We start from the raw sequence: 16,677 nt of genomic DNA, 5'->3' as shown, positions 1-16,677 counted from the left end.
CGCCGGGGTGCCCCCTCCGCCACCGGCGCGTCGGCCGCGGTTGCTTCGGCGGCCTCGGCGCCGGGTGAGCCGGGAGGGTTCAGTTGGTGGCCGGGCGGCCAGGGTGGTTCAGACCGTGGAGCGCCCGGGTTCGGTGTCCCGCTGCTGCGTGTCCGCGATGACGGGCCGGCCCTCGATCAGCCGCTTGATGCCGAAGGTGGCGACGGTGGCCACGGCCATCGCGGCGACCAGGAACCACAGACCGGTGACAGGGGACGAGGTGCGGTCCACGATCACACCGATCCCCATGGGACCGAATCCGCCGCCCAGGTTGCCCACGGCGTTGATCATGGCGATGCCCGAGGCAGCCTGAACGCCCGTGAGGAACCGGGACGGCAGCGACCAGAGCACCGGCTGTCCGGCGAAGATGCCCACCGCGGCCACGCTGATGAGCGCCATCTGCAGCACGTGGTTGTCCACCAGCGCGGTGGCGGCCAGGCCCAGGGCGCCCACGGCCGTGGTGGCGGCGATCCACGGGTAGCGGGAGCCGCTGCGGTCGGCGAGCTTCGGCACGAGGTACAGGCCGAGGGCGACGAAGACATAGGGGATGGCGGTGATGAACCCGGTGGCCGTGGAGGACAGGCCACCGTAGCCGTCGACGATGGTCGGCAGCCAGAAGCTGAGGCCGTAGGCGCCGAGGGGGAAGCACAGGAAGTACAGCGCCATCCATACGACGCGCTTGTCGCGCAGTGCGCTCAGCGGGCTCTCGTGGGCCGCGCCCAGCGTGTCCGTCTCTCGGGCGAGTTCATCCGCGATCCAGCCCTTCTCGTCGGCGGTCAGCCAGCGCACCCCGTCCGGCCCGTCCGGGAGGATACGGAGAGTGACGGCGGCGAGCAGTATGGCGGGCAGCCCGGTGGCAACGAAGATCCACTGCCAGCCCTCCAGGCCGAGGGTGCCGTCCAGGTCGCCGAGCGCGCCCATGAGCGGATTGCCGATGATGAAGGCGAGCGGGGACGCCATCATGAACCAGCCGGTCATCCGCGCCCGGTAGCGGTACGGGTACCACTTGGTCAGGTAGTAGAGGATGCCGGGGTAGAACCCCGCTTCGGCCACGCCGAGCAGAAAACGGGCGGCGTAGAACTGCCAGGCGGTGGAGACCAGGGCCGTGAGGACGGTGACCAGGCCCCAGCTGACCATGATCCTGGTGAACCAGCGGCGTGCTCCGAACCGCTCGAGAAGGATGTTGCTGGGCACTTCGAAGATCGCGTACGCGACGAAGAACGCGACTTGGCCGAGGGTGAACGCGGCGCTGGACAGCCCCAGTTCGTCTTGGAGTGTCAGCTTGGCGAACCCGACGTTCTGCCGGTCGACATAGGCGACCAAATAGAGCAGCACCAGGAACGGCATCAGCCGCCCGGTGACCGTTTTCATCGCTTTCGCTTCCATGCGGCCCTCTCCCAGGAGTTTCGACATTGATCCTCTGGACGGTGACGGAAGGTATCGTGATTTGATAGCACCATTGAAGAGGTGGATGGGACACAGCTTGGTCACGGCCACCTCAGCGCACGGAAAGGACATCGCGCATGGCCGCGCTCAACCCCTCGCCCACCGCCACCGCCGACAGCGCCACAGTCGCCGCCAGTGCCGGCGGCGCCGCCCCCCTCCGCAGCCGCGCCTGGTTCGGCGACGGGGGGAAGAACGGCTTCATCTCACGGCACCATCTGCGCGCCATGGGCCGCGGCGGTCATAACTTCGACGGCCGCCCCGTCATCGGCATCTGCAACACCTACTCCGAACTGACGCCGTGCAACGGCCACTTGCAGATCCTCGCCGACGCCGTGAAACGCGGTGTGCTGCAGGCGGGCGGCTTCCCGCTGGAGTTTCCCGCGATGTCGCTGGGCGAGCCGTTCCTCCGCCCGACCTCGATGCTCTACCGCAATCTCGCCGCCATGGAGATCGAGGAGCAGATCCGGGCCAATCCGCTGGACGCCGTCGTCCTCCTGACCGGCTGCGACAAGACCACCCCCGCCGCGCTGATGGGTGCCGCCAGCGCCGGGGTGCCGGCGATCGTCTTCACCGGTGGCCCGATGCTCAACGGACGCTTTCGCGGCCGCGACGTCGGCTCGGGTACGGACATCTGGCGGATGACCGAGGAACTGCGGGCGGGCACGATCACCCAGGAGGAGTTCACCGAGTTCGAGTCCTCGCTGAACCGCTCGGCGGGCCACTGCATGACGATGGGCACCGCTTCGACGATGGCCTGTCTCGCCGAGGCGCTGGGCATGATGCTGCCGGGCGCCTCCGGTCTGCCCGCCGTGGACGCCCGCCGCGGCACACTCGCCGAGGCCACCGGCGCCCGCGCCGTCGAACTCGCGGGCAGCGCCCTCACCCCCGGCCGGATCATGACCCGCGAGGCGTTCGAGAACGCCATTCGGGTCAACGCGGCGATCGGCGGCTCCACCAACGCCGTCGTACACCTCCTCGCCGTGGCCGGCCGGCTCGGCGTACCGCTCGCGCTCGACGACTTCGACCGGCTCGGCGCCGAACTGCCCCTGCTGGTGGACCTGATGCCGTCCGGCCGCTTCCTGATGGAGGAGTTCGCGTATGCCGGCGGGCTGCCCGCGCTCATCAACGATCTGCGGGACCGGCTGCACCACGACATCGTCACCGTGACCGGCCGGAGCCTCGTCGACAACTGCGCGGGCGCCGAGGTGTACGACCGTGAGGTGATCCGCCCGCTCGGCAATCCGGTGCAGCCCGCCGGCACCGGCACGGCCGTGGTCCGTGGCAACCTGGCGCCCGACGGTGCGGTCGTCAAGCAGTCCGCGGCCGACCCGGCACTGCTCCGGCACACCGGCCCCGCCCTGGTCTTCGACTCCGTGGCGGAGTATCTGGCCGTCGCCGAGGACGACGACCTCGATGTCACCGCCGACACCGTCCTCGTCGTACGCAACCTCGGCCCGCGCGGCTACCCAGGGATGCCGGAGGTGGGCAACTTGCCGCTGCCCAAGAAACTCCTCGACGCCGGGGTCCGGGACATGGTGCGGATATCCGACGCGCGCATGTCCGGTACGGCCTTCGGCGCCTGTGTGCTGCACGTCGCCCCGGAGGCGGCGGTCGGCGGGCCGCTGGCGCTGATACGTACGGGGGACCGGGTCCGGCTCGACGTACCGGGGCGGCGCCTGGACATGCTGGTCGAGGACGCCGAACTGGACGAGCGGCGGGCCGAGTGGCAACCGCCGAAGCCGCCTGCCGACCGCGGCTGGACGTACCTCTACACCCGGCATGTCACCCAGGCCGACACTGGCGCCGATCTCGACTTCCTGGTCGGCTCCACCGATTCCGCCCCGCCACGGCAGGCGTTCTGAGACGTTCAGAGGAGTACGCATGTCCTACGAGGAACAGTCACGCATGAGCGAGCGTGTCCCGCCGGAACGCTGCCCACCCCCGCAGCCGGGAACCTCTCCGACGCCCGCTGCCCCCGGGCGGCCGGTGGCACCCGAGGTCGTGACGTGCGGCGAGGCGATGCTTCTGATGGTGGCGGAGCCCGGGGTGCCGCTGGAGCGGGCGACGGTGTTCCGGCGCTCCGTGGCGGGCGCGGAGTCCAACGTGGCGACCGGGCTCGCCAGGCTCGGACACCACACGCGCTGGCTCGGCCGCGTCGGCGACGACCCCTCCGGCCGGTCCGTGCTGGCTCAGCTGCGCGCGGACGCCATCGACACGTCGTACGCCGTCGTGGACCCATCGGCGCCCACCGGGCTGCTGCTGCGGGACAGCCATCCGGCGCGGGCGATCGATGTGCAGTACCACCGGGCCGGCTCGGCGGCGTCCCGGCTCACCGCCGACGAGCTGACCGCCGAGATGGTGGAGGGCGCCCGGCTGGTGCACATCACGGGGATCACCCCCATGCTCTCGGACTCCGCTCACACGGCGACGCTGCGGCTGCTCGAGCTGGCCCGCGCGGTCGGCGCGACGGTTTCCTTCGACCCGAACGTACGGCTGAAACTGGGCACCCCCGAGCGCTGGCGCACGGTGGTGGGGCCGCTGCTGGAACAGGCGGACGTAACTCTGGCCGGCGAGGACGAGCTGGAGTTGCTGGGCGCGACGGCCCACGGGCTGCTCGCCGCGGGTGTCACCACGGCCGTGGTGAAGCACCGCGACAAGTCGGCCACCTGCAGTACGGCGGACGGCACATGGCGACAGGACGCATTCCGGGTACCGGCCGCCGACCCGGTGGGGGCGGGCGACGCGTTCGCCGCCGGGTTTCTCTCCGGGGTCCTGAGTAACGCACCGTACGACCGCTGTCTGGCGGCGGCGGCCGCGGTCGCCGCGCTCGTGGTGCAGTGCACCACCGACACCGACGGCCTCCCCGATCGCCGGGGCCTGGTTCGCGCACTGTCTTCCTTCACGGGCGCCGCGGAGACCGTCCACCGCTGATGCCCGGCACTCACCTGACACAGAGCACCACACCAGGAGCACTCATGTATCGATGGGACATCGTCCGGGCCGTCACCGCTCAGCGGGTGTTCGGGATCGTCCGGGCGGCCGGGCCACGGGAGGCCCTGGCCGCGGCCGTGGCCGTGCTCGACGCCGGGCTGAACGCCGTGGAGGTGGCGCTGACCACGCCGCGCGCGCTGAGCGCCGTCGCCGAGTTGACCGCGGAACGGCCGGATGCCCTGGTCGGCGCCGGCACGGTCATCGACGCCTCCGCCGCGCGGGCCGCGGTGGAGGCGGGTGCCCGGTTCCTGGTGTCGCCGAGCCTGCACCCGGAGGTGATCCGTACCGGACACCGCTACGGCGTGCCGGTCTTCCCCGGCGTCGCCACCCCGACCGAAATGGTCCGCGCCCTGGAGGAGGGGGCGGACGCGCTCAAGCTCTTCCCGGCCTCCGGCGCATCGCCGACCTGGCTGCGCGACGTACGGGCCGCGCTACCCCAGGCCCCCGTGATCCCCACTGGTGGTGTGACAATGGACAACGCACCGGAGTGGATCGCGGCCGGGGCCATCGCCTGCGGCATGGGCTCGGCGCTCACCTCGGGCGGCGCCCAGGCGGCGGGCGAGCGGGTGACCACACTCCTCGGCCGCCTCGCACAGGCCCGCTGAAACCCCGGGACGGTCGAGGGCGGTAGAGCAGGACGGAAACGGGGAGCGCGTGGAACTGCAAGGGCTGCACGGACAGGTGGTGGACCAGATCGGCCTGTCCCTCGCCGCGGAGGAGACCCGCGCCGGCGAGGTGCTGCGCCTGGAGGACGTCCAGGAGCGCTATGGCGTCTCACGGACCGTCGCCCGGGAAGCGGTCCGAGTGCTGGAGTCCAAGCGGGTCGTCACCTCCCGGCCCCGTGTCGGCATCACCGTACGGCCGATGACCGAGTGGAACCTGTACGACCCCCAGGTCATCCGCTGGCGGCTGAACTCACCGCACCGCGGGGCCCAACTGCGCGAACTCGCGGAACTGCGCGCCGCCGTCGAGCCGTCCGCGGCCGCGCTCGCCGCGGCGTCGGGCGACGACGAAACCTGCAAGGCGCTCTTGGCGCACGCCCGGGCGATGGCTACCGCGGCCGCCAAGGCGGACACGGCCGGGTTCGTCGCGGCGGACGCCGCGTTCCACCGGGCGCTGCTCACCGCGTCGGGCAACGGGATGTTCGCCCAGCTCGCCGAGGTCACGGAGGAGTTGCTGACCGCCCGCCGCGAGCTGAGCCTGATGCCGGAGCGGGTCGACGAGGCGGCGGTCCGGCGCCACCAGGAAGTGGCGCAGGCCGTCGCCGAGGGGCGCCCGGCGGATGCCGCGGCCTGCGTACGGTCCATCGTGGACACTGCCCACAGCGAGGTCGAGGGCCTGCTGAGCGACACCGCCACGCCACCGGCCTCATGCGCGCTGGACGTCTGAGGAGAACACGGAAAGCTCGTACGTACTCGCGCGGACCTGCTCAGGTCACGGCGAGAAGGCTGACGGCGACGGCGGCGGTGCCCAGGGCGATGACCTGGCCGCGGTGGATGCGCTCGGGGAGCACACCGCGGGCCAGCAGGACGGTACGTGAGGGCGCGCCGAGCCCGCGCCGTGTCCGGCGCTGACCAGCACCACCGCCACCAGCGCGAGCGGCAGCCCCACCAGTGCGGCAGCGCTGAACGAGGCGCCGAGCAACGGCCACAGCAGCAGCCCGACGGCCGGACCGAGAACTCAGCCGACGCGCCCAGGTCAGCAAGGGAGCCCTGGTCGGGTTGGAGAAGGCCCGGGGCAACCCCAACCTGGCCACCCCGGTCGGACTCGCCGACACGCTCGGCATTTCGGTGTCCGCCCTGATGCAAGGGCCGGCCGAAGGCCGTGTCCGCGTCGTGGCCGCCGACGCCGTCGCACCGCCGTGGACCGGACCGCGGGGGAGCGAGGCCCGGCTCATGCTGACGGCCTCGGGCCCGGCCCCCGTCGAGGTGTGGCGGTGGCAGTTGGACGGCGTCGTACCCCGGCGTCATGCGTTCAGGCCGCGCATCAGCGCGGCCAGTCCACCGAAGAACTCCTGGTCGGCGCCGACGTTCCGCGCCTCGCGCGCGGTCTCGGCCATATGTGGAAACTCCGTCGGTCGCAGCGCGGAGATGGCGACCGTGCCGTCGCCGGACAGCGGCCCGAGGTGTGCCAGCTGGAGGGCCCCGATCACATAGGCGAGCAGGCTGCGCAGCGCGACAACCCGTCGTTCGCCTTCGAAGCCCGCCTCGATGAGGATGGCGAGCACCGTCTCCGACCAGCGGAGCACGCCCAGGGATCGGTGCCGATGGGCGACCGTCAGCGGGACGACCGCGGGATGGGTGCTCAAGGTGTCGCGCAGACGCCGCACCATGACCTCGATGCGTTCGCCCCAGGGTGCCTCCGGCGGTGGAGGTTCGGTGTCGACCGCGCCCAGCACGAACTCGACGACGAGTCGTTCGAGTTCGTCGCGCTCGTCCACGTACCGGTAGAGCCCCATCGTGCTCATGCCGAGTTCCTTGGCGACCGCGCGCATGGAGAGCCCGGCCAGCCCGTCGCGGTCGATGACGGCGAGGGCGGCCGAGGCCAACTGATCGTGTGTGAGTGAACGGGGACGTGGCATGGCGCTTGACAGCGTACGGCATACGCTTACGATCGTAGGCGTGTGCCGTACGCTTATGAGGGGAACCCTGAATACCCATGAACAGAGAGCCGTTGGGGCCTGGCTCGGCCGTCAGCCCCCGTGTCCTCGCTTCCGTCACCGGCCCGTCGGTCACCGTCCCTGCCCCCGGCTGGCTGGTCCATCTGCAGTTCCGGCGCTTCGCCGGCTGCCCGGTCTGCAATCTGCATCTGCGCTCCGTGGTGCGGCGGCACGATGAGATCGAGGCGGCCGGTGTTCGCGAGGTCGTGGTCTTCCACTCGCCCGCCGAGGAGCTGCTGGAACACACGGCCGACCTGCCGTTCGCCGTCATCGCCGATCCCGACAAGCGGCTGTACGCCGAGTTCGGCGTGGAGTCGGCGCCCCGCTCGCTGCTGAGCCCCCGTGCCTGGGGGCCGATCCTCCGGGCGATCCTGCGCAGCGCGTGGGCGATTGTCCGCAGGCGGGAGCGCGGACCGGCGGGCAGGCCGCACGGCGGCCGGCTCGGCCTGCCCGCCGACTTCCTGATCGCGAGCGATGGCCGCGTCATCGCCGCCAAGTACGGCGAGCACGTTTACGACCAGTGGTCGGTCGATGAGGTGCTTGAGCTGTCGGGGCGGGCACCACGACCGGATCTCACGACGCGGTGAGCGAGGGTGACGCCGTAATGCGAGAAACGTTACGTGCTGCTGACGCGTGCCGATGCATGTATTAACGTGAACGCCGCCCACGGAAAGCGGGTTGAACGGTCCATTGATGGACGACGTGGATTATGTAACGGCGGGCGGCGATGACTCTGGCGGGAAATCGCCTCCGTCGATGTAACGGTGCCGGAGCGGCGATAGCCTTGCATCGACTTGTACGAGAGGGAGACCCGTTGTGTCCACGTTCGTTGTGTTCGACCTTGAATTCACGACATGGCAGGGGGCGCTTGAGCGGGACTGGGGAGCGCCGGGACAGCTTCGTGAGATCGTGCAGATCGGTGCGTTGCGCCTGCGTGAGGACTTTTCCGTCGTCGAGGAGTACGAGGCACTGGTACGACCTGTGGTCAATCCGCGGCTGTCGTCCTACTTCACCGAGTTGACCGGAATCGACCAGGAGACGGTGGACCGGGAAGGTGGATCCGCGGCGGAAGCACTTGGTGACTTCCTCGGATTCTGCCGGGGGCAGTCGGTGCTTTCCTACGGTAACGACATGGTCGTTCTCGGGGAGAACGTGGGCTGGGCGCGAGCCCGAGGGGAAGACGTCAAGAACGGGTTCCTCGGTGCGCATTTCCTGAATATCCGCCCCTGGCTGAACACCGTCGCACCGGAGACGGAAAAAGCCAACGTCGGCCGCCTGTGGCAGGTGCTCGACCTTCCCAAGCCCGCGGAAGGGAAGGAGCATTCAGCGCTTTTCGACTGCTATTCCTTCGCCGCGGCCATCAAGCATCTGTGCGAGACCCGGTCGGTGGGCGTGATGACCGTCCTCGGCACGGCCATCACCGCCTGAGGCTCCCGGTCAGTCGAGCGCGGCCGCCATCCGCCGCACCGCCTCGGTGAGCAGTTCGGGTGAGGTGGCCAGGTTCAGCCGGACGAAGCCCGCGCCGCCGGTACCGAAGGGGATGCCGGAGCTCAGTGCGACGCGGCCGCGCTCCAGGAACACGGCGGCCGGGTCGTCGCGCAGGCCCAGGCCGCGGCAGTCCAGCCAGGCCAGGTAGGTGGCCTGACCCGGGGCGTAGCGCACGGCGGGCAGATGTTCGGCCAGCAGGTCGGCCAGCAGCCGACGGTTGTCGTCGACGCCGGCGAGCAGGGAGTCGAGCCAGTCGCCACCGTCCCGCAGTGCGGCGGTGTGGGCGATGATCCCGACATGGCTGGGGTGCCCGATCGCTTCGGGAAGGCGGTCGAGATCGTCGGCCGCATCGGGGCCGGCGATGGCCAGGGCGGCCTTGAGCCCGGCCAGGTTCCACGCCTTGGACGCCGACATCAGCGACAGCCCGCTCGCCGAGCCTGGCACGCTCAGGTACGGGACGAATCTCGTGCCCGCCGCCACGATCGGGGCGTGTATCTCGTCGACAACGACCCGCATGCCACCCGTCCGCGCCAGCGCCGCCACGCGCGCCAACTCGTCGGCGGTGTGCACGGTGCCGGTCGGATTGTGCGGGCTGCACAGCAGATACACGGGTCGGCCACCGCCCTCGCGGGCGTGGTCGAAGGCGCCCTCCAGTACGGCTGGGTCCAGCCGGTCGTCCGCACCGAGCGGAGCCTCGATGATCGGCCGGCCCAGGTTCTCGAGGAGCTGGTAGAACGGCGGGTACACCGGAGAGTTGACGATCACCGGATCACCCGGTCCGGAGACCAGTTTCAGCATCTCGACGATGCCCAGCATCACATCCGGAACGATGGCCGTACGCTCCAGCGCGAGCCCGTCCCAGTCCCACCGCTCGCCGGCGAACTTGGCCAGCGCCTCGGCGTACCCCCGCCCGGTCGGGTAGCCGGTGTCGCCCAGCGCCACCGCGTCCAGGATCGCCTGGGCGACGGGCTCGGCCAGGGGGACATCCATTTCGGCGACCCACAGCGGCAGCACGTCCTCCGGGTACGTCCGCCATTTCAGGCTCGTACGCCTCCGTAGCTGCTCCAAAGAGAGCTGACACAGCGGATTGGCAACACGAGGGGCAACGAGGTCGCGCGGCATGATCTCCATGGGCCAAAGATAGGCGAAGGGCCGCGCGAATCTTTCGTCTCTTTTACTTCCTCAAACCATCTTATGCCGCGCGGAGTTCAGCAGAACCCAGTGATCTCGATTTAGGTGGACTGCGGGACTTGTTCCTGGCTTCGCCAGAAGTCGCGTTTGTGCTCGACAGCCGGTAGGTAATTGAGTGCGGAGTGCAGGCGCTCTTCGCTGTGCCGCGTAATCCACTGGAAGATTGCTTTCGTTTTCGGTACCCGCTTGCGCTCGCCGTGGTCTCATGCCGCGTCGTGGAAGACGAGCCCGAGGGTGTGCCGATGGCCGGAGCGGACGGTGCTCACACCGTGCCGCATCGGCCCGTTGGCCCACCCGCGCTTGGTGGCGACCGGCCGGTCGCGGGTGGTGAACACCAGCCCGTGTCCCTGGAGCAGGGTGGTGGACGAACCTCTCGACTGGGCGCGGGGCCGCTGTTCGGTCATCAGAAACTCCCCGCCGGTGAAATCCGCTCCAGGCGCGTCCAGGCCGATGACCACCTGGAGCGGGAAGACCATCTCGCCGAAAACGTCCCGGTGCAGCGCGTTCCAGTCACCGGAGCCGTACCGCAGCAGGATCTGCGCGGACTTGGACTGCCCGGCCTCGTGACACATGGCCAGCCACTCCTGAAGCGTGTCCGGCCACGGGGCGGGACGGCCGAGCTTGGCCGCCCAGTCGCGGGCGATGGGGAGGAGACGGGGGTAGAACGCCTCGCGCAGCTCCCGTACGGCCTTGGGCAGGTCGTGGGTGAAATAGCGGTACTGGCCGGAGCCGAAGCGGTGACGCGCCATGTCGACGGTCGTACGGAAGTGGCCGGGCTCGTGGTACAGCGCGGCGATCTCACGGCATTCGGCGGCAGTGAGCAGCCGGTCGGTCAGGGCGCTGCCGTACTCGCCCAACTCGTCGGTCAGGGCAGCCCAGTCGCACTGGGCGATCCTGTCGGTGACCGGGCCCGCGGGTCGGGTGGTCTGGCTCATGGTGAGGTCCTTGCTGCGAGCGCGTGGCGTTCTGACGTTCCGATGCGGGCGGGGGATCAGCGGGCGTTGTGGAAGATGATGCCGAGGGTGTTGCGGTGTCCGGTCTCGACGGCGTTGGTGCCGTGGCGCATCGGGTGGCGGCGGAAGCCGTTCTTGCCGCGGACCGGGCGGTGCCGTACGGGGAAGATCATTCCCTGGCCGAGCCGGGGCTTGACGACGATCGCCCGGGACTGGAACCGGGGCCGTTGTTCGACGAAGACGTTCTCGCCGCCGGTGAAGTCCTCGCCGGGCTGGTTGAGCATGATGGCGATCTGCAGCGGGAAGACGATGTCGCCGTAGATGTCCTGGTGGAGGCAGGCGTAGTCGCCGGGGCCGTACCGCAGGAGCAGCGGGGTCGAGCGGTGCTGTCCGTTGTCCGCGCACTCGGCCAGCAGCTCTTCCAGCGTGGTGGGGAAGGTACGTTCGTTCAACTGCGGCGCCCACCGGTTGGCCATCCACGCCATCGGCGGATAAAGCCGCTCGCGCAGGGTCTGGATCAGCGGGACGGTGGCCGGGTCGGTGTAGTACTTGTAGACGCCGCGGCCGAACTGGTACCGCTGCATGACGACGGTGGAGCGGAACAGGCCGGGTTTGTCGAATGTGTCGATGATCTCCCGACACTGAGCGCGCGAGAGGAGTGGCGGGGTGACCGCCACGCCCTCCTCGTTCAGCTGCGCATACAGCTCTTCCCAGTTGAGCTTGGAGAGTGCCGCAAGCCCCGCGGTGGGAAGGATGCTCGGTGCCGCACCGCCCGCCTCGGCAGGGGAGAACAGGGTGGTGGTGTCGGCGGCGGGGGTGAGCTGGTTCATGAAGGGTCTTTCCTGGGACGGCGCGGGTGGACGTCGAACCCGGCAATCGCCTCGCTGCGGGCCACCCCTGGTTCGTATCCGAGCATCGCGTCCGTCCCGGCCGGATGCTGGCGGCATTCGGACATCACGCTCCGGCTCCGGCTCCGGTTCTGGCTCTTGCTCCGGAAAAGGGGCGGAGCGCACCCGCCCGGTCATGTCAGCATGCTCGACCATGGATGACTACGAGCCGAGTCGCGAGACACTGGCCGCCATCGCCACCCGGCATGGTGTCGATATCGGGGAGGTGCGGGTGGCCCCTCCGGGTGGGGCGAACCATGTTTTCCATCTCGGGGACGATCTGGTGTTGCGTATCCCGCGGGCCGAGCGTTTTGTGGCCGACCTGGTCAAGGAAGCGATGGTCATCCCTGCCGTACGGCGAGCCGGCGTGCGCACTCCCGATGTCGTCACGTTCGATGACACCCGGTCCATGGCCGATATGCCCTACATGCTCCTTGTCCGGGCACCGGGGACTGATCTCGCGCAGGCCCGACTGCCCCGCGCGGAGGTGGATGCCGTCTTCCAGCAGGCGGGGCGGGAACTGGCCACGCTCCATCGGCTGTCCGCGAGCGCGGCACCCGGTCTGTCGGCCGTCCCCGAAGACGATGGCGGCGGAGACCCCCGAGCCTTGGTGGACCGCCTCTTCGTAAACGGCTGGATCGACATCGAGGCTTCGCGCTGGCTGACTGACTGGTTCGACCGGCTCTCGGCGTACCTGCCCACGGACAAGCCCCTGGTCCTGGTGCACGGCGACATTGCCCCGCAGAACCTGCTCGTCTCCCGGAGCGCGCCTGCTCTCACCGGCATCGTGGACTGGGGGGACGCCCAGTGGGCCGATCCGGCGATCGAGTTCGCCAAGACCCCGTTGACCGGCATTCCGGCCATGCTCGAGGGATATCGGCAAGGAAGCGGCGAGGGAACTCCGGCGGAAGTCGGCTCGTGGGAGGCGCGTGTGCTGTGGTTCCACCTCACCTGGGCCCTCGGCCGTCTGGTGCATCCCGTCCCCACGCCCGGCGAGCGCCACTGGACCGCACCGCCGAGCAGTCGGCTTCTGGGGCTCCTGCGCTTCTTCGCCTCGACGCCGCCGGAGCCCTGGACGAACCTGGTCTGATGCTCAGGAGTCCAGGTCGTCGGCGAAGTGCCGGAAACCGTTCCGCTCCTGGTGCAGGGTCCACAGGGTGTTCGCCAGAACGGCCGGGTCCTTCTTGTCGTGACCGGGGATGATCGCGCCCGGGATGATCAGCTGCGCCACATGGATGCCCTCGGCCGCGAGCGTGTCGTGCAGCAGGCGGCCGTACGCGCTCTCCGCGGCGAACGCGATCGACGTGCCCGCGCGGTCGGGGTGGGGCACGACGGCGGTACCGCCGTTGACGAACAGGACGGTGCCGCGTCCCAGGGCACGCATGCCCGGCAGCACGTTCCGAACGGCGGTGACGGGGCCGTAGACGGAGAACTCGACCGGGCCGACGAGATCGTCGGAGGTCGTGTCGAGGACCGGACGCATGAAGTCCTTGTGCGGGACCGGGCTGTACTGCAGGACCTCGATGGGGCCGAGGGCCGTGGCCGCCGCGTCCAGGGCGGCGGTGAGGGCGTTCGGGTCGCGTACGTCGGCGGCGAAGCCCCGCGCGGTCACGCCCTCCTCGCCCTCCTCGCCCCCCTCGCGCTCCTCGCCGAGCTCGGCGGCCAGGGCGTCGAGCCGGTCCTGGTCGCGGGAGATGAGGGCGATGCCGTAGCCCTCGCGGCCAAAGCGGCGCGCGACGGCGGCGCCGAGACCGGGGCCGGCGCCGATGATGGCAATGGTGCTCATGATGTCTCCGAAACCTTGGGGCCTTACGGACCGGAGTGTCGCAGTCCGTGTGTTCAAGGATGAGGCCGTTCACCCGGGGGTGGTGCATCACCTCCACCGAACCGAGGTACCGCTGCGCCCTCTCGGGGAAGGTCAGGGACGCAGCAGAGCCTTGATGGCGCGGCGCTCGTCCATGGCCTTGTAGCCCTCGGCGGCCTCGCCCAGGGGCAGGGTGAGGTCGAAGACCTTGCCGGGATTGATACGGCCGTCGAAGACCCGCCGGATCAGATCGGGCAGATAGCCGCGTACCGGGGCCGGGCCGCCGCGCAGGCCGACGTGGGAGTAGAAGAGCTGCTCGCCGTCGATCGCCACGCCGTGCGGGACGCCGACGAAGCCCACGTTGCCGCCGGCGCGGGTGGAGAGCAGCGCCTGCTGCATCGACTCCGGGGTGCCCACGCACTCGAGGACCGAGTCGGCGCCGATGCCGCCGGTCAGTTCCTTCACGCGGGCGATGCCTGCCTCGCCGCGCTCGGTGACGATGTCGGTCGCGCCGAACTCCAGGGCCAGCTTCTGCCGGGACTCGTGTCGGCTCATGGCGATGATGCGCTCGGCACCGAGCTCCTTGGCGGCGATGACGCCGGACAGACCGACCGCGCCGTCGCCGACGACGACCGCGGTGGACCCGGGCCGGACCTCGGCCGCCTTGGCGGCGTACCAGCCGGTGCCCATCACGTCGGACAGGGCCAGCAGGCTCGGGATCAGGCCGTCCGCCGGCTGCTCGGGCGTGGCGACCAGGGTGCCGTCGGCCAGCGGGATGCGTACGTACTCGGCCTGGCAGCCGCCCACGAACTCCCGGTGCGGGCAGGAGGTGTGGTAGCCGGCCCGGCAGACCGGGCAGGTGTTGTCGGAGGCGAAGAAGGAGCCGATGACGAACTGGCCGGGCTTGACGGTCGATACGTCGCTGCCGACCTCCTCGACGATGCCGACGTACTCGTGGCCGATCGGGTGCGGCTCGGTGACCGGGTTGATGCCGCGGTAGTCCCACAGGTCCGAGCCGCAGACGCAGGCCGCGACGGTGCGTATGACGGCGTCGGTGGGGTTGACGATCTTGGGGTCGGGAAGGTTCTCCACCCGGATGTCACCGGGTGCGTAGATCATTGTTGCGCGCATGTTGGCTTCTCAGTAGAGGGGTTGAGGGGCGAGTGCGGGCGTGAACGCTGTCTTGCGTCCGCTGTGTGGAACACGGAATATCGATGACATTCGAAAAACAATTCCGATCGTTTTCGCTCCGACCACTTCATCGACCTTGCCACCGCCACGCGGGCTCGTAAAGGGGAGACTCTCATCCTGGGAGGGATTCATCCAGGGAGAAAACTCTCCCCCCTTCGGGAGCCGCGCGAGGGCGCGGCACCGTGAACCGGCGTGGTGGCCGCTTCGCGCCCTGGCGGCCACCGGCAGGAGCCGGGTGACGTCCTCTGTTGTGCCGAGTCGGCCGGCGGAATCACCGCCGTCGAGACTCCAGGACTCCGCATTCCGCAAGAGAAATTTTTATGCCACTTCAGTCCTCTTCCCGCCCGCCCCTGGAGGATCTTCCGTCTTCGCGAGGGAAAGCCGGGCAAGTCGAAATCGCGTCAAGCGGCGGAGTCGGTGTTTTTTGGACTTCAGCTGAGGGAGACCCGCCGAATCTACGATCGCAAGCTGTGACCGACACCTCGTCGGGCCGGACGACAAGGACCTCAAGCTTGAATATCTCCACACCCTGATCGACACGGGCCGCCTCGGCCCCACCCACCACCCGCGCAAGAAGATCCTCGTCATCGGCGCCGGTATCACCGGCCTTGTCGCCGGCCGCACGCTCAAGGACGCCGGCCACGACGTCACCGTCCTCGAGGCCAACGCCGGCCGTGTCGGCGAACGCATCAAGACCTTCCGCACCACCGAGCAACACCAGCCCTTCGCTGACTCGGCCCAGTACGCCGAGGCCGGTGCCATGCGGCTGCCCGACTTCCATCCGCTCGTACTCGCACTCGTCGACAAACTGGGGCTCGGCCGCCGCCAGTTCTACAACGTGGACGTGGACCCCATACCGGCAGCGGCCCCGACGTTCCCGTGCCCCGGTGACGTACACCTCCTTCACCGGTCGGACCTGGACCTGGCCGCCGCCGTGGTCATCACCGGGTGCCGACGGCGGCCGGGACGGCGTCGAGGTCGGCGAGGTCGGCCGGAGACAGCTTGAGGTCGGCGGCGCCTGCGTTGTCGACGAGGTATTTCGGGGTTTTGGTGCCGGGGATGGGGACGATGTGCGGGCCCTGGGCGATGAGCCAGGCGAGGGAGACCTGTGCAGGGTGGCTTCGATCCGGTCGGCGACTTCGCGAACCTTGGTCGCGATGGCGAGGTTGGCCCGCAGGTTGTCCTGCTGGAAGCGCGGTAGACGTCGCCGATGGTCGTTGCGCGGCAGTTGGTCGAAGGAGGCGAATCGGCCGACGAGGAAGCCGCGGCCCAGAGGTGAGTACGGCAGGAGGCCGATCCCGTGCTGCCGGCAGTACGGCAGGACCTCGGCCTGGACGTCGCGGGTCCACAGGGAGTACTCGGACTGCACGGTGGTGACCGGGTGCACGGTCTGAGCGCGCTGGATCTGCTCGACGGTGACCTCGGACAGGCCGAGGTAGCGGGCCTTGCCCGCGGCGATGGCTTCGGCCATGGCACCCCAGGTTTCCTCGATGGGGACCTGGGGGTCGGCGCGGTGGAGTTGGTAGAGGTCGACATGGTTGGTGCCCAAGCGGCGCAGGCTGGCGTCGATGGAGGCACGGATGTGCTCGGGACGGCCGTCGCCGGCGAGGACCGGGAGGTTGTCGGGGCCGCCGGTGGGGTCGACGACCACCCGGCCGACCTTCGTGGCCAGCACCGCACGGTCGCGTCGGCCGGTCAGGGCCCGGCCGACGAGTTCCTCGTTGGTGTAGGGACCGTAGACGTCAGCGGTGTCGATCAAAGTCACGCCCAGGTCGAGGGCTTGGTGTATGACGGAGATGGATGTTGCTTCGTCGCGTGGGGCGGCCATGTCGTAGAGGAAGCTCATTCCCATGGTGCCCAGGCCGATGACGCCGACCTGGGGTCCGTGGGTGCCCAGAGTGGTGTGACGCATGTTGTGTTCTGCCTTCGAACCGGATCAGAGGGCTGCTGGGGCACAGCCCGTGAACGGGAAAAGGGGTGCCGGGTCCGGGTGGACGCATCGCCACACCCGGAGCCGGATTTCGGCCT

The 16,677-nt window shown here is 69.7% G+C and carries 16 protein-coding genes and 2 pseudogenes; 9 read left to right on the top strand and 9 right to left on the bottom strand.

The genetic code is table 11. The annotated features are described in order from the left end of the window. Positions 1 to 108: 108 nt before the first annotated feature. Entirely contained in the window at positions 109 to 1,410 is a 1,302-nt protein-coding gene (locus tag ACFV2X_RS02270; RefSeq protein ID WP_385610191.1) for an MFS transporter, read from the bottom strand. Between the two features lie 152 nt (positions 1,411 to 1,562). Here ACFV2X_RS02270 and ACFV2X_RS02265 point away from each other — a divergent pair, with 152 nt between their 5' ends. The 4 genes from ACFV2X_RS02265 to ACFV2X_RS02250 are packed head-to-tail and all read left to right on the top strand — an operon-like array spanning position 1,563 to position 5,865. Continuing rightward, positions 1,563 to 3,347, top strand: coding sequence for an IlvD/Edd family dehydratase (locus ACFV2X_RS02265; RefSeq protein ID WP_385610188.1), 1,785 nt, complete (start codon positions 1,563 to 1,565; stop codon positions 3,345 to 3,347). A 43-nt stretch (positions 3,348 to 3,390) separates the two neighbouring features. Next, positions 3,391 to 4,416, top strand: coding sequence for a sugar kinase (locus ACFV2X_RS02260; RefSeq protein WP_385610185.1), 1,026 nt, complete (start codon positions 3,391 to 3,393; stop codon positions 4,414 to 4,416). 44 nt (positions 4,417 to 4,460) lie between these two features. Continuing rightward, the gene (locus ACFV2X_RS02255; protein WP_385610182.1) at positions 4,461 to 5,081 is read left to right on the top strand and encodes a bifunctional 4-hydroxy-2-oxoglutarate aldolase/2-dehydro-3-deoxy-phosphogluconate aldolase; all 621 of its coding nucleotides are present in this window, start codon (positions 4,461 to 4,463) and stop codon (positions 5,079 to 5,081) included. 49 nt (positions 5,082 to 5,130) lie between these two features. Next, positions 5,131 to 5,865, top strand: coding sequence for a FadR/GntR family transcriptional regulator (locus ACFV2X_RS02250; protein WP_385610179.1), 735 nt, complete (start codon positions 5,131 to 5,133; stop codon positions 5,863 to 5,865). Between the two features lie 40 nt (positions 5,866 to 5,905). Here the strand turns inward: ACFV2X_RS02250 and ACFV2X_RS02245 are convergent, their stop codons facing one another. Beyond that, positions 5,906 to 6,127, bottom strand: a complete 222-nt coding sequence (locus ACFV2X_RS02245; RefSeq protein ID WP_385610177.1) for a hypothetical protein — start codon at positions 6,125 to 6,127, stop codon at positions 5,906 to 5,908. Positions 6,128 to 6,152: 25 nt separating this feature from the next. Here ACFV2X_RS02245 and ACFV2X_RS02240 point away from each other — a divergent pair. After that, positions 6,153 to 6,425 (top strand): annotated as a pseudogene (locus ACFV2X_RS02240) (XRE family transcriptional regulator); the annotation flags it as partial. A gap of 17 nt (positions 6,426 to 6,442) precedes the next feature. On the opposite strand, the gene ACFV2X_RS02235 reads toward ACFV2X_RS02240, so the two are convergent. After that, complete coding sequence (locus tag ACFV2X_RS02235) at positions 6,443 to 7,057, bottom strand: TetR/AcrR family transcriptional regulator (protein ID WP_385610174.1); 615 nt, start codon at positions 7,055 to 7,057, stop codon at positions 6,443 to 6,445. Between the two features lie 71 nt (positions 7,058 to 7,128). Between ACFV2X_RS02235 and ACFV2X_RS02230 the strand changes: the two genes are divergently transcribed. Next, a complete protein-coding gene (locus ACFV2X_RS02230) occupies positions 7,129 to 7,722 on the top strand; it encodes a peroxiredoxin-like family protein (protein WP_385610420.1) in 594 nt (197 codons plus the stop codon). Positions 7,723 to 7,951: 229 nt separating this feature from the next. Further along, positions 7,952 to 8,563 carry an exonuclease domain-containing protein gene (locus ACFV2X_RS02225; RefSeq protein WP_385610172.1) on the top strand — a complete coding sequence of 204 codons (612 nt, stop codon included), beginning with the start codon at positions 7,952 to 7,954 and terminating at the stop codon, positions 8,561 to 8,563. Between the two features lie 9 nt (positions 8,564 to 8,572). On the opposite strand, the gene ACFV2X_RS02220 is transcribed toward ACFV2X_RS02225, so the two are convergent. The 3 genes from ACFV2X_RS02220 to ACFV2X_RS02210 form a co-directional block, all read right to left on the bottom strand. Further along, positions 8,573 to 9,745: a MalY/PatB family protein gene (locus tag ACFV2X_RS02220; RefSeq protein ID WP_385610417.1), complete on the bottom strand. Its 1,173-nt coding sequence runs from the start codon at positions 9,743 to 9,745 to the stop codon at positions 8,573 to 8,575. A 272-nt stretch (positions 9,746 to 10,017) separates the two neighbouring features. Next, the gene (locus tag ACFV2X_RS02215) at positions 10,018 to 10,749 is read right to left on the bottom strand and encodes a 2OG-Fe(II) oxygenase (protein ID WP_385610169.1); all 732 of its coding nucleotides are present in this window, start codon (positions 10,747 to 10,749) and stop codon (positions 10,018 to 10,020) included. Between the two features lie 56 nt (positions 10,750 to 10,805). Further along, positions 10,806 to 11,597 carry a 2OG-Fe(II) oxygenase gene (locus tag ACFV2X_RS02210; RefSeq protein WP_385610166.1) on the bottom strand — a complete coding sequence of 264 codons (792 nt, stop codon included), beginning with the start codon at positions 11,595 to 11,597 and terminating at the stop codon, positions 10,806 to 10,808. Between the two features lie 211 nt (positions 11,598 to 11,808). On the opposite strand from ACFV2X_RS02210, the gene ACFV2X_RS02205 reads away from it, so the two are divergent. Then, positions 11,809 to 12,744: a phosphotransferase family protein gene (locus tag ACFV2X_RS02205; RefSeq protein WP_385610164.1), complete on the top strand. Its 936-nt coding sequence runs from the start codon at positions 11,809 to 11,811 to the stop codon at positions 12,742 to 12,744. Between the two features lie 3 nt (positions 12,745 to 12,747). Here ACFV2X_RS02205 and ACFV2X_RS02200 read toward each other — a convergent pair whose 3' ends face one another. Together ACFV2X_RS02200 and ACFV2X_RS02195 are read right to left on the bottom strand one after the other, a co-directional pair. Beyond that, positions 12,748 to 13,440 (bottom strand): SDR family NAD(P)-dependent oxidoreductase, encoded by a 693-nt coding sequence (locus ACFV2X_RS02200; protein ID WP_385610162.1) that lies wholly within the window; start codon positions 13,438 to 13,440, stop codon positions 12,748 to 12,750. Between the two features lie 132 nt (positions 13,441 to 13,572). Next, the gene (locus ACFV2X_RS02195) at positions 13,573 to 14,589 is read right to left on the bottom strand and encodes a zinc-dependent alcohol dehydrogenase family protein (RefSeq protein ID WP_385610160.1); all 1,017 of its coding nucleotides are present in this window, start codon (positions 14,587 to 14,589) and stop codon (positions 13,573 to 13,575) included. A gap of 520 nt (positions 14,590 to 15,109) precedes the next feature. Between ACFV2X_RS02195 and ACFV2X_RS02190 the strand changes: the two genes are divergently transcribed. Beyond that, positions 15,110 to 15,655 carry an FAD-dependent oxidoreductase gene (locus ACFV2X_RS02190; RefSeq protein ID WP_385610415.1) on the top strand — a complete coding sequence of 182 codons (546 nt, stop codon included), beginning with the start codon at positions 15,110 to 15,112 and terminating at the stop codon, positions 15,653 to 15,655. On the opposite strand, the pseudogene ACFV2X_RS02185 reads toward ACFV2X_RS02190, so the two are convergent. Then, a pseudogene (locus ACFV2X_RS02185) lies at positions 15,591 to 16,561 on the bottom strand (aldo/keto reductase). The gene ACFV2X_RS02190 and the pseudogene ACFV2X_RS02185 sit on opposite strands and share 65 nt — an antisense overlap. Positions 16,562 to 16,677 lie beyond the last annotated feature (116 nt).

Origin of the sequence: Streptomyces sp. NPDC059679 (assembly GCF_042734105.1) — a bacterium.
Classification (GTDB): domain Bacteria; phylum Actinomycetota; class Actinomycetes; order Streptomycetales; family Streptomycetaceae; genus Streptomyces.
The sequence above is the reverse complement of the archived record's forward strand: the minus strand, read 5'-3'. Positions and strand labels throughout refer to the sequence as shown.

Bases quoted from the DNA above. Each gene is read 5' to 3' on its own strand.
- ACFV2X_RS02205 (WP_385610164.1), top strand. From the start codon at position 11,809: ATGGATGACTACGAGCCGAGTCGCGAGACACTGGCCGCCATCGCCACC.
- ACFV2X_RS02255 (WP_385610182.1), top strand. From the start codon at position 4,461: ATGTATCGATGGGACATCGTCCGGGCCGTCACCGCTCAGCGGGTGTTC.
- ACFV2X_RS02265 (WP_385610188.1), top strand. From the start codon at position 1,563: ATGGCCGCGCTCAACCCCTCGCCCACCGCCACCGCCGACAGCGCCACA.
- ACFV2X_RS02200 (WP_385610162.1), bottom strand. From the start codon at position 13,440: ATGAGCACCATTGCCATCATCGGCGCCGGCCCCGGTCTCGGCGCCGCC.
- ACFV2X_RS02260 (WP_385610185.1), top strand. From the start codon at position 3,391: ATGAGCGAGCGTGTCCCGCCGGAACGCTGCCCACCCCCGCAGCCGGGA.
- ACFV2X_RS02235 (WP_385610174.1), bottom strand. From the start codon at position 7,057: ATGCCACGTCCCCGTTCACTCACACACGATCAGTTGGCCTCGGCCGCC.
- ACFV2X_RS02195 (WP_385610160.1), bottom strand. From the start codon at position 14,589: ATGCGCGCAACAATGATCTACGCACCCGGTGACATCCGGGTGGAGAAC.
- ACFV2X_RS02210 (WP_385610166.1), bottom strand. From the start codon at position 11,597: ATGAACCAGCTCACCCCCGCCGCCGACACCACCACCCTGTTCTCCCCT.
- ACFV2X_RS02270 (WP_385610191.1), bottom strand. From the start codon at position 1,410: ATGAAAACGGTCACCGGGCGGCTGATGCCGTTCCTGGTGCTGCTCTAT.
- ACFV2X_RS02220 (WP_385610417.1), bottom strand. From the start codon at position 9,745: ATGCCGCGCGACCTCGTTGCCCCTCGTGTTGCCAATCCGCTGTGTCAG.
- ACFV2X_RS02215 (WP_385610169.1), bottom strand. From the start codon at position 10,749: ATGAGCCAGACCACCCGACCCGCGGGCCCGGTCACCGACAGGATCGCC.